Origin of the sequence: Aliidongia dinghuensis (assembly GCF_014643535.1) — a bacterium.
GTDB lineage: Bacteria > Pseudomonadota > Alphaproteobacteria > ATCC43930 > CGMCC-115725 > Aliidongia > Aliidongia dinghuensis.
The window spans coordinates 25,277-39,091 of sequence record NZ_BMJQ01000015.1; the positions used below are offsets into that span (position 1 = coordinate 25,277).

A 13,815-nucleotide genomic window follows, 5' to 3' on the forward strand; every position below is an offset into this window, starting at 1 on the left:
CTGGCGTGCTCTAGGCGTTGGTGCCGCCATCGACGGTGAGGCTTGCGCCGGTGATGTAGCTGGCCTCGGGGCCGGCAACGAAGGCCACCATGGCAGCGATGTCGTCGACATGGCCGTAGCGCTTTAACGCCGTGTTCTCGGTCTGCGGCGTGGCCCAGTCTCCAGCCGCCGGATTCAGGTCTGTATCGATCGGGCCGGGCTGGATGTTGTTGACGGTAATCCCACGCGGGCCAACTTCACGCGACAGCCCTTGCGTGAACATCTTCACCGCGCCCTTGGTGGCGGAATAGGCGACCAGGCCCGGCGTCATCATCCGCTCGCCGACGCACGAGCCGATATTGATGATGCGGCCGCCAGCGCCCAAATGCTTCAGCGCGGCCTGGGTGGCGACGAACACGCCACGCAGGTTGAGATTGATCACCTGATCCATCTCTTCCAACGTCGCCTCCTCGAACGGCTTGGGGATGGCCGTGCCGGCGTTGTTGACCAGCACGTCGAGCCGACCGAAAGCGGCGACCGCCGCCTCGACCGCCGCGGCGACGGCCTTGGCATCAGTGGCGTCCGCCTGGATGGCGACCGCCTTGCCGCCGGACGCCTCGATGGCCTTGACCACCTCGGCTGCGGCAGCCGCGCCCCGGGCGTAGGTGATGGCTACGCTGGCGCCATCGGCGGCCAGCCGCTTGGCGATCGCCGCGCCGATACCACGCGAACCGCCGGTGACGAGCGCAGCCTTGTTGCTCAGGTTTGCCATGGGATGGCTCCTTTCAAAGGATCAGGGGTTTTCAGGAAGGGAAAGAAGAGGCCGTCGGTCGCGCCGATCGGCTAGCTCCCCAGGAACAAGGTGGCCTCGGCCACGAACAGCTCGGGGTACTGGTAGAAGGACCCGTGGTTGGAGTCCGGGTAGAGGATGAGCTGCGCGTTCGGCAGGGTCTGCTGGAGCACGAATGAATTGTAGGTCGGGATGATCACGTCGTTGCTGCCCTGCACCACCAGGGTCGGCTGACGGATGGTCTTCAGATAATCGAGGTAGCCGTCGACTTCTCGGTAGGCCAGGTACTCGCCGATCGCCGCGAGCTGGGCGTCGATGGTCTGCTGGCCGACCAGCGGATCGCGATCCTGGCGACGAAGCTTGCGCTCCAGGAACGCAAGACCGGCGGCTTGGCTGGCCTCAGATGGCGTGAAATGTACCTTTAGCCACAGGTGCTCGGCCGGCTCATAGGTCCTGCCGAAGATCGACGAGGACTGGCTGGTCGACATGTCCGCACCGCGCAGGCCCGTGCCGACGAGGATCAGCTTGCGCACGAGCTCGGGCGCCTGCACCGCGATCTCCTGCGAGATCATGCCGCCGATCGAGAAGCCCAGAATGTCGACCTCGCTCAGGCCGAGAGCGCGGATGAAGGCGATGGCATTGGCGCCCATCTCCTGAAAGGTGGAGGGCGTCTCACCAGAGCTGCTGGCGACGCCGGCATTATTGAACAGGATCACTTCGCGTGTCCTGGCCAAGCCGTTGGTCACCGCCGGATCCCAATGGTCCAGGGTTCCCTGAAAGTGCTGGTTGAAGACGATCGGCACGCTGCCGGCCTTGCCGAAGCGGCGATAGGCGAAGCGGATGCCATTGGCCTCGACATACTGGGTGGGAGCCGTTTCGTGGATATGTTCGGTCATGACCAGAATTCTTTCTGATGTGCCGCGGCGGGGATTAGCTTCGCCGTTCGCATGCATGAGGTAAGTCGTGCTCGCCTTTGTGAAAAAGACTTTGTAGGCTTCACCCCATACCTAGAAGGCATGGGGTGAACATGGAACTGAGGCATCTTCGGTACTTCATCGCGGTAGTCGAGGAAGGCGGATTGACCGCGGCGGCCGAACGCCGGCTGCATACCTCCCAGCCTTCGCTGAGCCGTCAGATCCGTGATCTGGAGTACGAGGTTGGCGCCCCGCTGCTGACGCGCACGACGCACGGGGTGGAACTCACGCCGGCGGGCCGCGCCTTCCTCGACCATGCACGGCTGGCGGTTGCCCAAGCCAGCACCGCCGTTGAGGCCGCCCGGCGGGCGGCGCGACCGGAGAAGCCAGCCTTCCGCATGGGTTTTCTCATCGGCGAGGAGGTCGATTGGCTGGCCAAGGTGACCCGCGCCTTGGGTGAGGATCTCTCCAGTCTCGAACTGCGTGTCTCGAGCGGCTACTCCCCACAACTTGCCGAGGAGGTGGAGCAGGGCAAGCTCGATGTGGCCATCATCCGCCGGGAGCCGAGGCCGGAACTCGCCTACCGGCTGCTTGGGCGCGAACCCATCGTGGTTGTTCTGCCCAGCGACCACGTTCTGGCGCAGCATTCCGAAATCGACGTGATCGACCTCAAGGCGGAGCCTTTCATAGGCTTCTCTGAGGTTCCCCACATTCTGCGCGATATCGTTGACGGCTATCTGGAGCGGCGCGGGGCGCCCATGACGCCGGCGCAGGTGATCGACAACTTCGCCGTTGGAATCTCGCATGTCGCCTCGACAAGAGGCTTCGCCCTGCTGCCCGCCTACGCGGCGAACTACCTGCCCTGGTCGGTGGTCAGCCGGCCGCTCAAGGGGGAGGCGCCGACTATTGACCTCGTTCTGGGGTATCACCGGGCCAATCGCTCGCCGGTATTGCGAGCGCTGTTGGAACGGCTGAATGAGATCGTTGGAATAGCCGAGAACACGGGGGGATTGCTTCGGACCGCGGACATGGCGGCGCGGCGGCATATGGGCTGAAGGACTCCTGCGCACGACCCTGTTTCCCCTTTTGCGGCTCTGGTCCGATCCATCCACGATGGATCGCGCGCCAGAGAGGCCGAGCACGCGCGGCCGCCCGATCGACCATCGATCGAGCGCAAGGCTCGCAGGTCGGTCGGCACCGGTCGCGTGAGGGATTGGGATATCTTGTGAGCGGGAGCCGCCCGGGCTCCGCTAGGATGTGGCCTGAGAAGCGATCAGGACCATTCAGCAATTAGCTGCCGCGCGACAATGAAATCGCCGGTGTCAAATCCCTCGGAGAAGCGATCGCACGTTGCCGCCAGGGAGTCGCGGGCCTCGGCGACACGACCGTTCCGATGCCATAACCGCGCCAGGCTGGTGGCCGCGCGCAGTTCCCACGACAGGGTCGAACGCTCCTGCGCGAGATCGAGTGAGCGAAGCAGCTTCGACTCGGCGGCGGCGGCCACATCCGCGCCCCCGTGCCAGAGCAGCAATTCGGCATTGACGCGCAGCACTTCGGGCAAGCTCCACAGAGCGTCACCCACATCGTCGTTCGGCTGCGGCATTGGGATTGTTGCAGCCGAGGCCAGTGCGATGATCTCCTGCGCCGTATTCAGGTCCACTCGTGGCTCGAGCGACGATGCGATCAATGCGCCGCGTTCACCGCTTTGCCGTAGTCGCAGGACAAGGGCCCAGCACCGTCTCCACCGGTCCGCCGCAGCGCGGTTCAAGGTCATATCCAGATAGTGCTGGGTCTGCGCGAGGTTGCCGATCCACAGCGATAGCGGGCAGCCCGCAAAGCAGAGAGTATAGTACATCGAGAACCAATGACCGGATTGCTCCGCCGCGGCGATTGCCTCCTGCAGCATGGCTGTCGCCTGATCGGGAAGGCCTTGGAGCCAGAGGATGCGGGTCAGCATGGTCGCCGCGGTGATCTCGTGGCTGACCTGGAATTCGCTATTCAACACATTCCCGGTACGGCGCCCGATCCTCAGCACTTGCTCGGACAGATCTCGGGCAGTCTCCTGGTCGCCGAGATAGTGATGGGTCAGACCCAGGATCCTGCCGCCCAGCAGCCTGGCAGCCTCATCGCCGGACGCGCGCGCGACCGTCGTATATTTTTCCGCAAACACCAACGCCTCGCGATACCGGCCACCGGCGCGCCGCGAAGCCCATAACCCCCAAAGCGCCTGCAACTGGATGGGCACATCGCCCACCTCGTCGGCCAGAACCAAAGCCCGGCCAAAGGCGCGCTCCAGCCGGTCCGCATCGCTCGCCGAGTACCACAGAGCGTGACCGAGCGCGGCCTGCAGTCGCATTTCCATCGCCACATCAGGCTTCGGCAAGCTCGACAGAAACTGTAGGGCCGCTTCGATCCGGTCGCGACACTCCAGGGTCAGCGACAGCCGAAACCAGAGCCGCGCGGAAGCTATCATCAGGTGCAACCCGATCAACAGGTCGCCGCCATCGGAAAAGCACCAATCGAGCGCGGCCCGAATGTCGTCGATCCGCCCAGCGTAGAGCCGCAACCACGCCTTGCCGGCATCCGATTCCCAGTCGGCGGCCGCAGCCTCGAGCAGTCTCAAGTGATGATCTGCGTGCCGCCTTGCCGTCTCCGCCTTGTCGCCGCTGGCCGCGAGCTTCTCGTTTGCGTAGATGCGCGTCGATTCCAGGAGACGGTACTGCACGACGTCACCGGTGCTGTCCGCGGTCAGCATCGACTTAGCGACCAGGTTCGCCATCGCGTCCACAGTGCTCTCTACCGCGGTCGGCGGTCGCAGTACGATCGCGAGAGCCGAATCCAAGGTGAACGTCGTCCGGAATATGGCAATGCCCTGCAGCACCGCCTGTTCGGTCGGCGACAGCAAGTGGTAGCTCCAGTCCAGCGCAGCACGCAGCGTCTGATGACGCGGCAAAGCCAATCGGCGCCCCTGCGTCAACAGGGCGAACATATCGTTCAAACCGCGCGCAAGACCGGGGAGCCCGAAGAATTCCACACGCGCCGCCGCCAGTTCGATGGCGAGCGGAATGCCGTCCAGGCGTCGGCAGATTTCGGCGGCTGTCGGCGCCAGCGCATCATTGAGCGAGAACCCGCCAAAGCCGGCAGTCGTGCGATCAACGAAGAGCTGTACCGCGGCATAACTCATTGCCTCCTCAGCCGACATGTCGTCGTTGACGGGTGGGCACGCCAGCGGCATCAGCCGATGCACGCGTTCTCCTTGTATCCGCAGCGTCTCCCGGCTTGTTACCAGCACATGCGTCCCGACGGTATTCTGGATGACGTGGTCGGCCAGGGCCGCTACCGCTTCGATGACCTGCTCGCAGTTGTCCAGAACGATCAGTAGTCGCCGGTCGCGCAGAAAATCGACGATGGCCGCCATCGGCTCATCGGCGCGCCGCACGATGCCCAGCGCCGATACGACTGCGCTCAAGACCAGCGCGGCATCCTCGACCGGCGCCAGCTCGACGAAGAACACCGCATCGCCAAAGCTCCGGCGCAAGGCTTCGGCCGTTGCCATCGCCAAGGTCGTTTTGCCGATACCGCCAGGCCCCGCAATCGTGACCAGACGTCCGCGCGAGAATTCACGCGATATGAGTTCTATGTTGTCCGTACGGCCGACAATGGCTCTTCCCCGTATCGGCAGATTGGGGCTGGCATCGAACGATGCTCCGTTCGATCCTTGCTCATCCATCCGATCCAATCGCTCGACGCGTGCGGCAAAACAATAGCCGCGGCCAGACACGTTGGTCACGTAAGGGGCGTCCCGCTGATCATCCGCAAGTGCCCTGCGGAGATTTTTGACATGAAATCGCAGGCTGTTTTCGTCGACCGTCACGCCATGCCAGACTCTCTCGAGAATAGCGCGGTTTGAGACGATCTCGCCGGCGTGCTCTACCAGAACAATCAAAAGGTCGAGCGCACGGCCGCCGAGACGTACGGGCTTGCCGTCCTTCTCAAGCCGGCGTTCCGCAGCGAACAGGCGGAACGGGCCGAACGCGAACGTCGAGAAACTGCCGTCGAGCATTCTGGGCCCTTCGCTGGCAAAATCGTGCTGTGGGTCCGTGCTTGGGCGATCCGACGGATCCCGCTGTTCCGCCACCGGGCATGCGACCCTAACATATTGGTGTTGCGGAATTTATCCCGGAGCCAGTACGCGCACCATCCTAAATGCCGTGCGAGCGTCTCGATTCCGATGACCGGAAAATCCAAACTCGGCGAGAGGTACAGTCACCCGGTGGCCAATCCGGCAGAGACTGATGCACGCGGCGATGACGCCGCTAGGCTCACGCCTTCCTCGCAACCCCATGCGGGGTTGGCTCCACCTGTTGCCGCCTCAAAGGAACCGAGGCGGGATCGGCCGGCACAGCGCCATTGTGAACCTTTCAGTTCACACAGCTTGCCGTGCAAGTCCGCTTATTCCAGGGACACGGGACATTAGATGTTGCAGCACGGCACGACGCTGTGATGCCGGGCCGTGGCAAACAATGACGCAGTCGAAAGGTCTTCAAGTGTCCACCAACAAGCCGAGAGTGCCAATCACCGGCGCAACACCTTGGACGACCAATTGACGTAGAGGTCGGGGAGCGGGCGGGCATCAAACGATGTCAGTCGGTCTGCGCTGGCCTGATGTCCCGCCCTGCTCATCGCAGGAATGTTAGCTGAACAAACGAGCCGTGGTGACCCGTCGGCACGCCGGGCTTGATCATCCCAGCGGCCGGCAGGCGGCCGGATGGACGGTCCGCGCATCATCGGCACGGTTGAAACGGCCGGTGGGCCGATCGCCACGCCATCGACGAAGGCGTGAAACGCCTACCGACACCGGAAATTCCCCGGTCGAGACGATGTCGGCGTCCGCCCCGCGGATGAAGGCCTCGATTGGAAAGGTACGTCCCCTCGATCGCTGCCCAGTTTTCTCTCAAGACCTCGGAGACAATCATGTCGAATCTGTTCACGCCGACCAAGGTCGGCCGCTACACCCTCTCTCATCGCGTCGTGCTGGCGCCGATGACCCGCCTGCGCACCATCCAGCCCGGCGACATCCCAAGCCCGATGATGGCCGACTTCTACGGCCAGCGCGCGTCCGAAGGCGGCCTCGAAGTCATCGAAGGCGTCAGCATCTCCATCCCTGCCCGCTCCTACCTGGGGGCGGCGAGCTTCTATCACGACGGGCAGATGGCGGGCTGGAAGGCGGTCGCCGATGCCGTCCACGCCAAGGGCGGCAGGGCCTTCATGCAGCTCATCCACGGCGGCCGGCAGAGCCATGTCGAGATGACCGGCGGCGTCGCCCCGCTCGCCCCCTCGGTCGTCCCGTTCGACGGCGTCGCCGTGACCAAGGACGGCTTCGTGCCGGCCTCGCCGCACCGCGCGATCGAGATCGAGGAGATCCCGGGCCTCATCGAGGAGTTCCGCGTCGCCGCCCAGCGGGCACTCGACGCCGGCTTCGACGGGGTCGAACTCCATGGCGCCAACGGCTACCTGGTCGACCAGTTCATCCAGGACGGCACCAACAAGCGAACGGACGCCTATGGCGGCCCAATCGAGAACCGGGTGCGCTTCCTCAAGGAAGCGGTCGAGGCGCTCATTTCGGTGTGGAGTGCCGACCGCGTCGGCGTGCGCATTTCACCATCGGGCGAATGGGGCGGCATCTCCGACAGCAATCCGGAAGCGACCTTCACTTACGTCGCCAAGCTGCTGAACCAGTACGGCCTCGCCTATCTGCATGTCATCGAGCCGCGCATCAAGGGTGACTCGACGCTGCACGAGGGCCATCCTCCCGTCGCGGTCAAGTATCTTCGCCCGCATTTCTCGGGCCCGATCATCGCCGCCGGCGGCTTCGATCGCGACAGCGCCATGGCGATCGTCGAGGCCGGGGATGCCGACCTGGTCGCCTTCGGCCGCCATTTCTCGTCGAACCCCGACCTGCCGTACCGCCTGAAGCACAACCTGCCGCTCACCCCGTACGTCCGTGACGCCTTCTGGGGCGGCGACGAGCGCGGCTACACGGATTTCCCGGCCTATCAGCAGGAGCTGGCCGAGGCGGTCTAGGCCCGCCTCGCCCCAGCCATTCAACCCAAGGAGCTATCATGTCGCGCACCATCAAGTTCACACGAGCCGGGGAACCGGACGTCCTCGAGTTCGTCGAGACCGTGGTCCCCGCACCCGGTCCGACCGAGGTCCGCATCAAGGTCAAGGCGATCGGCATCAACCGCGCCGAATCCATGTGGCGCCTGGACGATTACATCGAACCGGTCGCCCACTTCCCGGCCATCCTGGGCTACGAGGCCGCCGGCATCGTCGATGCCGTCGGCACGGAGGTTAAGGATTTCGCCGTCGGCGACGCGGTCAACGTCATGCCGTCCTTCTCGATGAACCAGTACGGCACCTATGGCGAGGTCGTCCTGGTGCCGGTCCACGCCGTGGTGAAGCATCCGAAGTCGCTCAGCTTCGCCGAGGCGGCGTCGATCTGGATGATGTTCGTCACCGCCTATGGCGCGCTGGTCGAGGATGCCAAGGTCGGCAAGGGCGATTTCGTGCTGATCCCCGCGGCCTCGAGCAGCGTTGGCCTGGCCGCGATCCAGATCGCCAGCTATGCTGGGGCGACGCCGATCGCGCTCACGCGCACCTCGGCGAAGCGGCAGCAGTTGCTCGACGCCGGCGCCGCCCACGTGATCGCCACGTCCGAGGTCGACCTGGTGCAGGAAGTGATGCGTATCACCGACGGCAAGGGCGCCCGCGTCGCCTTCGACCCGGTCGGCGGCCCGGACTTCCCGAAGCTGATCTCGGCGCTGACGTTCCAGGGCACCGTCTATCTCTACGGTGCGCTCGCCGAGGACGTCACCCCGCTGCCCGTGCTGCAGATGATCGCCAAGATGCCGATCATCAAAGGCCAAAACATCTGGCTGACCAGCGGCGACAAGACGCGCCGCGAGGCTGCCGTGGAATACGTGCTGAAGGGCTTCGAGGTCGGCGCGCTCAAGCCCGTCATCGATCGCACCTTCACGTTCGACGAAATGGTCGAGGTCCACCGCTATCTCGAAGCCAACGGCCAGTTCGGCAAGATCGTCGTCACGGTTTGATGGCTGGTAGCCGGCACCGGGCGCTCATCCCGCCCAGTGCCGGCGGATCGAAACATCGACGGCGCCGGGTAGCCCAGGCGCCGTCGTGCACCGCTACAGTGTCGGCAGGTAAGTGGGGAGATGATCCGCCATGAAATCGATGAACGCCCGCAATCTTGGGAGCGCTTGGCGTCCGGGCGGCCACATCAGGCGGAACACGTTCCGGTCGGTCAGGTAGCGATCCAGCACCGAGACCAGAGTGCCGTCTTCGAGCTGCCGCCGCACCGTAAAGGCCGATAGGCTGGTGAGCCCGATCCCCCGTTCGGCCAGGCCGATCAGCGGCTCCGTGGTGTTGGCGATGAACGACGTCGGCAATGCCAGATCCAGATAGACGCCGTCGCGCATGAGGCGCCAGCTCTCCAGCTTCCCCGCCGTCGACCAGCGATAATGCAGGCAGACATGGGACAGCAGATCCTCCGGCTCCTGCGGCGTGCCATGCTCGGCGAGATAGGCGGGCGAACCCACGATCACGTAGCCGTATTGACCGATGATCTTCGACATCAGCTGGGAGTTGGCCGCCGGCCCCGTCCGCACCACGACATCGAAGCCTTCCTCGATGACATCGACGAGCCGGTCGGAAAATTCGATATCCAGACTGATGTCCGGAAAGGCTTTCGCAAACGCGCTGATGACCGGGGTCAGGAGCATTCCGGCCAGAGGCATGCTGACCCGCAGCCGCCCCTTCGGCCCCTGGGTCACCTGAGCAATCTCGAGTTCCGCCGCCTCGAACTCTTCGACGATCTTCTGGCAGCGATGGAGGAAAATCTCGCCCTCGGTGGTGAGGGTGACGCTCCGCGTGCTGCGATGGAACAGGCGCGCGCCCAGTCCGTCCTCCAGTCTGGCGATCGTCTTGCCGACGGCGGAGGTGGAAACACCCAGCTTGCGCGCAGCAGCCGTGAAGCTGCGCAACTCGCTCACCAGCAGAAACGTGCTCAACGCGTCGAAGCGATCCATGCCTCAGTCCTGTCCAACACTCCTATCCCCCTGCACAGCTTCCCGTTCCGCTATATCCGGGACGGCTTCCCGGGGGTCGAGGAGGTCGTTAGCCACGGGGCTGAGCGCATCAAGTGAATGTGTTTGCCTGCGGGCTCCGGACTCTGCCTTAAACCACGCTGTCGGAACAGCATATGCCCCCGCGCGGAGGCGACCTCGCCCCGCTGGACGGCTGCTGCCCGCCGTCTCCCTTGCCGATGAAGCGTGGTCATACGGAATTTAGGTGCTTATTGTCGTGCGTGCTCGGCGCGGCGGCGCCCCTCGGCACCAGGACGCCTATGGTAGACATTCGCTGGCTCGATGATTTCTTGATGGTCGCGGAGACCCGCAACTTCTCCCGCTCAGCCGAGTTGCTGCATTCGACGCAACCCGCCGTCAGCCGTCGGATCCAATCGCTCGAGGACTGGCTTGGCGCCCGTTTGTTCGACCGCAATAGCCAACCGATTTCGCTGACACCCGAGGGTGAGTTGTTCCGGCCGGCCGCCGAGGAGATTCTCCGGCGCCTCAACCGAGCCCGCGAAGAGGTGCGCACGGCGCACGACCGGGCCCCCAAGATCCTGCGGTTCATCACGACGCACAGTCTCGCGACAACTTTCCTGCCGGCCTGGCTGCGCTCGGTCGAGGACCTGACGGGCGTTGTCGCCATGCGCCTCGAGACGGCCCGGCTCGACGACTGCGTCGCCGCGATGATCGGCGGCCAGAGCGACTTCATGCTGGCCTATACCCATCCGGCCACCCCCCTGCCCCTCGACGCCGAAGGCTTCAAGTCCACCGTGATCGGGCGCGATCGCCTGGTGCCCGTGTCGGCGCCCGACGCTGATGGGCGCCCGCTGCATCCGATCCCGGGCCAGGCGGCCGATCGCAAGAGCGGCTATCTCGCCTACACGCTCTCTTCCGGTTTCGGCCGGATGATCGACCTGTCGCTGCATGGCCGCGAAGGCGCGCTGCATCTGACACGCGTGTTCGAATCCCATCTGGCGGGCGTGCTCAAGATCATGGCGCGGCAAGGGCGCGGGCTCGCCTGGCTCGCCGCACAGGATGCGGCACCCGACATCGACGCCGGAACATTGGTCATCGCCGGCACCGACGACTGGACGATCGATCTCGACGTTCGGATCTTTCGAAACAGCTCGCGGATCTCGCCTGCGGCCGAGCATTTCTGGAAGCATGTCGCAGGGAGCACTATACGCTAACGTCATTGAGCAATCGGGAAAAGGAATTATACGCGCAAACCGCCCTTCCTTAGAGTTCGCATAGTCCAATTTTCTGCCGGTGGATTCTATGCGTGCTCCGCGAATTGCCATTCTGGGCTTCGCCATCGAATGCAACCGTTTTGCGCCGATCTCGACCCGCGAGGATTTCTTGGCTCGCGCGATACTGCCCGGTGATCTGTTGATTGCCGAGGCGCGGAAATCAGCGCCCGCCATGACCCCCGAGATCCCCGCTTTCGTTCGCAGGATGGACACGCTGCGCCCCTGGACGCCCGCCCCGATCCTGTTCGCAAACGCCGAGTCCGGCGGCCCGGTCGACCACGGCTTTTTCGTCGAGATTCTCGAGCGTTTCCGGCAGGACCTCACGGCGGCCTTGCCGCTCGACGGCGTCTACATCTGTGAACACGGCGCCGCCATCACGACGGAGGAGGACGATCCCGACGGCGCTGTGTTCGCGCTGGTCCGCGAGATCGTCGGCCCCGACGTACCGATCGTGGCCACGATCGACCTGCATTCCAACGTGTCGGAGCGCATGGTCGCGGCAGTCGACGCGCTCATCTCCTACCGGCGCAACCCGCACACGGACATGGCCGATCGAGGCGCAGACGCCGCCGCGGCACTCGCGGAGTTGCTGGATGGGGTAAAGACCGCTGTCGCCCACGTCCGCCTACCGATCTGCCCGCCGCCGACCGTGCTCTTGACCGCGCCCGGCGCCGGCCCCTATGCCGACCTGATCGCCGCGGCCGAGGCGACGGCCGCGGCCGACCCGCGACTGCTCAACATCTCGATCGTCGGCGGCTTCGCTTATGGCGACACACCCAAGAACGGCCTGACCGTGCTGGCGACGACCCGCGGCGATGCGGCCCTCGCCCGCCGCACTGCCGCGGGGCTCGCCGCCTACGCCTGGCGCGAGCGTGCGCGCTTCATCCCGCGCCTGACGCCGTTCGACGAGGCGGTGGCGCTCGCCAAGGCGACTGGCGAGCAGCGGGGTCGCCCGCCGGTGCTGCTCGCCGACGTTGCCGACAACCCAGGCGGTGGCGGCCGCGGCAACACGGTCTTCCTGCTGAGGGCCCTGCTCGACGCCGGCGCGCGCAACGTGCTCCTGGGCGTGCTGACCGATCCTGAGCTCGCCGCCGAGGCACATTCTTTGGGCGAGGGCGTCGCCTTCGCCGCCCGCTTCAACCGCGCGGAGCAGGCGACCTATTCGGAACCGTTCGAGGCGCAGGCGACCATCCTGCGGCTTAGCGACGGCAAGGGCGTCGGCCGGCGCGGCCAACTCGCCGGTTGTGCCTTCGACCTCGGCCCCTCGGTTGCACTAGCCATCGACGGCATCGTGCTCATCGTCATCACCCATCGTCACCAGTGCCACGAGCCGGCGTTTTTCGAGCTGTTCGGCCTGAACATCGGCGCCGCCCGCACGGTCGTCCTGAAGTCGCGCGGCCATTTCCGCGCCGCCTTCGACGAGTTCTTCACGCCCGAGCAGATCGTCGAGGTCGATGCCCCCGGCCTGACATCGCCATTGCTGTCGCGCTTCGATTTCAAGAAGCTGCCGCGGCCGGTCGTCCCGCTCGACAGGATCGACGACTGGACGCCCAACGTCCGACTGCTGCAGGGAGGCGCTCGATGAGCCTCGCCACGCTGGAAACGCCCTGCCTGATGCTCGAGACCGGGCGGCTCGACCACAACCTCGGGCGCATGGGCGAACGGGCCCGGGCGCTCGGCGTCCGCCTCCGTCCCCATCTCAAGACTGCGAAATCCTATGATGTCGCGCGCCTCGCCACCGCGGGCGAGTTCGGCGGCATCACCGTCTCGACGCTGGCCGAAGCGGAATATTTCCTGGCCGGCGGCATCACCGACCTGCTCTATGCCGTCGGCATCGTCCCGAGCAAGCTGCCGCGCGCCGCCCGCCTTGTTGAGGCCGGCGCGCACCTGACGCTGATCCTCGATTCCGTCGAGACGGCACGCGCGGTCGCGGCCTTTGCCGATCTGCGCCGGGTCGCCTTCGCGGTGCTGATCGAGATCGACACAGGTGAAGGCCGGTCAGGCGTACTGCCCGAGGCCGCCGACCTCGTCGAGATCGGCACGGCGCTCGAGCAGCCGCCCTATTGCCGGCTGCAGGGCGTCATTACCCATGCCGGCCATTCCTACGCGGCCCGCGATCTCGAGACGGTGGCGCGCATCGCCGAGGCCGAGCGGTCGGGTGCCGTCCGGGCGGCCGAGCGCCTGAGGGCGGCCGGCCTCAGCGTGCCGGTCGTGAGCGTCGGCTCGACCCCGACGGCACTCCATGCCCGGCACCTCAGCGGTGTCACCGAGCTCCGGGCCGGCGTCTATATGTTCGGCGATCTGTTCCAGGCCCAGATCGGCAGCTGCACGCTCGACGATCTCGCCGTCTCCGTGCTCGCCACCGTCACCGGTCATCATCGCGACGCCGGCCACCTGCTGATCGATGCCGGCGCGCTCGCACTCTCCAAGGACCGCAGCACCGCCGACGCGCCGCACGATTACGGCTTCGGCCTGCTCGTCCATGCCGACGGCACACCGTTTGCTCAGGAGCTGAGGATCTTCAAGGTCTACCAGGAGCACGGCCTGGTGCGCGCGGCCGACGGCGCGTTGCCGTTCGACGAGCTGCCGATCGGCGCCCAGGTGCGCGTGCTGCCGAACCATGTCTGCATGACGGCGGCCATGTACGACCGCTATCACCTCGTGAAGAACGGCGCGCTCGCGGGCGAATGGACGCGGACGAACGGCTGGTAGCGGCCGTCCACCCGTCCCGG

General features: G+C 65.4%; 10 protein-coding genes. 6 read left to right on the top strand and 4 right to left on the bottom strand.

From position 1 onward, the window contains the following. Positions 1-10 precede the first annotated feature (10 nt). Both IEY58_RS25005 and IEY58_RS25010 read right to left on the bottom strand, forming a co-directional pair. The gene (locus IEY58_RS25005; protein ID WP_189050875.1) at positions 11-751 is read right to left on the bottom strand and encodes a 3-oxoacyl-ACP reductase family protein; all 741 of its coding nucleotides are present in this window, start codon (positions 749-751) and stop codon (positions 11-13) included. Between the two features lie 71 nt (positions 752-822). After that, a complete protein-coding gene (locus IEY58_RS25010) occupies positions 823-1,722 on the bottom strand; it encodes an alpha/beta fold hydrolase (RefSeq protein ID WP_229743938.1) in 900 nt (299 codons plus the stop codon). Positions 1,723-1,796: 74 nt separating this feature from the next. Here IEY58_RS25010 and IEY58_RS25015 point away from each other — a divergent pair, with 74 nt between their 5' ends. Next, entirely contained in the window at positions 1,797-2,738 is a 942-nt protein-coding gene (locus IEY58_RS25015) for a LysR family transcriptional regulator (protein WP_189051031.1), read from the top strand. A 218-nt stretch (positions 2,739-2,956) separates the two neighbouring features. Here IEY58_RS25015 and IEY58_RS25020 read toward each other — a convergent pair whose 3' ends face one another. Continuing rightward, positions 2,957-5,746, bottom strand: a complete 2,790-nt coding sequence (locus IEY58_RS25020; protein ID WP_189050877.1) for an ATP-binding protein — start codon at positions 5,744-5,746, stop codon at positions 2,957-2,959. A 911-nt stretch (positions 5,747-6,657) separates the two neighbouring features. On the opposite strand from IEY58_RS25020, the gene IEY58_RS25025 reads away from it, so the two are divergent. Then, positions 6,658-7,767, top strand: coding sequence for an alkene reductase (locus tag IEY58_RS25025; RefSeq protein WP_189050879.1), 1,110 nt, complete (start codon positions 6,658-6,660; stop codon positions 7,765-7,767). Between the two features lie 38 nt (positions 7,768-7,805). Continuing rightward, complete coding sequence (locus IEY58_RS25030) at positions 7,806-8,798, top strand: zinc-dependent alcohol dehydrogenase family protein (RefSeq protein WP_189050881.1); 993 nt, start codon at positions 7,806-7,808, stop codon at positions 8,796-8,798. A 93-nt stretch (positions 8,799-8,891) separates the two neighbouring features. Here IEY58_RS25030 and IEY58_RS25035 read toward each other — a convergent pair whose 3' ends face one another. Next, the gene (locus IEY58_RS25035) at positions 8,892-9,791 is read right to left on the bottom strand and encodes a LysR family transcriptional regulator (RefSeq protein ID WP_189050883.1); all 900 of its coding nucleotides are present in this window, start codon (positions 9,789-9,791) and stop codon (positions 8,892-8,894) included. A gap of 317 nt (positions 9,792-10,108) precedes the next feature. Here IEY58_RS25035 and IEY58_RS25040 point away from each other — a divergent pair, with 317 nt between their 5' ends. The 3 genes from IEY58_RS25040 (at position 10,109) to IEY58_RS25050 (ending at position 13,795) form a co-directional block, all read left to right on the top strand. Further along, positions 10,109-11,023 carry a LysR family transcriptional regulator gene (locus IEY58_RS25040; RefSeq protein ID WP_189050885.1) on the top strand — a complete coding sequence of 305 codons (915 nt, stop codon included), beginning with the start codon at positions 10,109-10,111 and terminating at the stop codon, positions 11,021-11,023. Between the two features lie 88 nt (positions 11,024-11,111). After that, positions 11,112-12,668, top strand: a complete 1,557-nt coding sequence (locus IEY58_RS25045; RefSeq protein ID WP_189050887.1) for a M81 family metallopeptidase — start codon at positions 11,112-11,114, stop codon at positions 12,666-12,668. Beyond that, on the top strand, positions 12,665-13,795 hold the full coding sequence (locus IEY58_RS25050; RefSeq protein WP_189050889.1) for an alanine racemase: 1,131 nt from the start codon (positions 12,665-12,667) through the stop codon (positions 13,793-13,795). Before IEY58_RS25045 ends, IEY58_RS25050 begins: the two co-directional genes overlap by 4 nt. The last annotated feature ends 20 nt before the right edge of the window (positions 13,796-13,815 follow it).

What these genes read in the sequence shown, in the direction of transcription:
- IEY58_RS25005 (WP_189050875.1), bottom strand. Translation starts at nt 751, where the DNA reads ATGGCAAACCTGAGCAACAAGGCTGCGCTCGTCACCGGCGGTTCGCGT.
- IEY58_RS25010 (WP_229743938.1), bottom strand. Translation starts at nt 1,722, where the DNA reads ATGCATGCGAACGGCGAAGCTAATCCCCGCCGCGGCACATCAGAAAGA.
- IEY58_RS25015 (WP_189051031.1), top strand. Translation starts at nt 1,797, where the DNA reads ATGGAACTGAGGCATCTTCGGTACTTCATCGCGGTAGTCGAGGAAGGC.
- IEY58_RS25020 (WP_189050877.1), bottom strand. Translation starts at nt 5,746, where the DNA reads ATGCTCGACGGCAGTTTCTCGACGTTCGCGTTCGGCCCGTTCCGCCTG.
- IEY58_RS25025 (WP_189050879.1), top strand. Translation starts at nt 6,658, where the DNA reads ATGTCGAATCTGTTCACGCCGACCAAGGTCGGCCGCTACACCCTCTCT.
- IEY58_RS25030 (WP_189050881.1), top strand. Translation starts at nt 7,806, where the DNA reads ATGTCGCGCACCATCAAGTTCACACGAGCCGGGGAACCGGACGTCCTC.
- IEY58_RS25035 (WP_189050883.1), bottom strand. Translation starts at nt 9,791, where the DNA reads ATGGATCGCTTCGACGCGTTGAGCACGTTTCTGCTGGTGAGCGAGTTG.
- IEY58_RS25040 (WP_189050885.1), top strand. Translation starts at nt 10,109, where the DNA reads ATGGTAGACATTCGCTGGCTCGATGATTTCTTGATGGTCGCGGAGACC.
- IEY58_RS25045 (WP_189050887.1), top strand. Translation starts at nt 11,112, where the DNA reads ATGCGTGCTCCGCGAATTGCCATTCTGGGCTTCGCCATCGAATGCAAC.
- IEY58_RS25050 (WP_189050889.1), top strand. Translation starts at nt 12,665, where the DNA reads ATGAGCCTCGCCACGCTGGAAACGCCCTGCCTGATGCTCGAGACCGGG.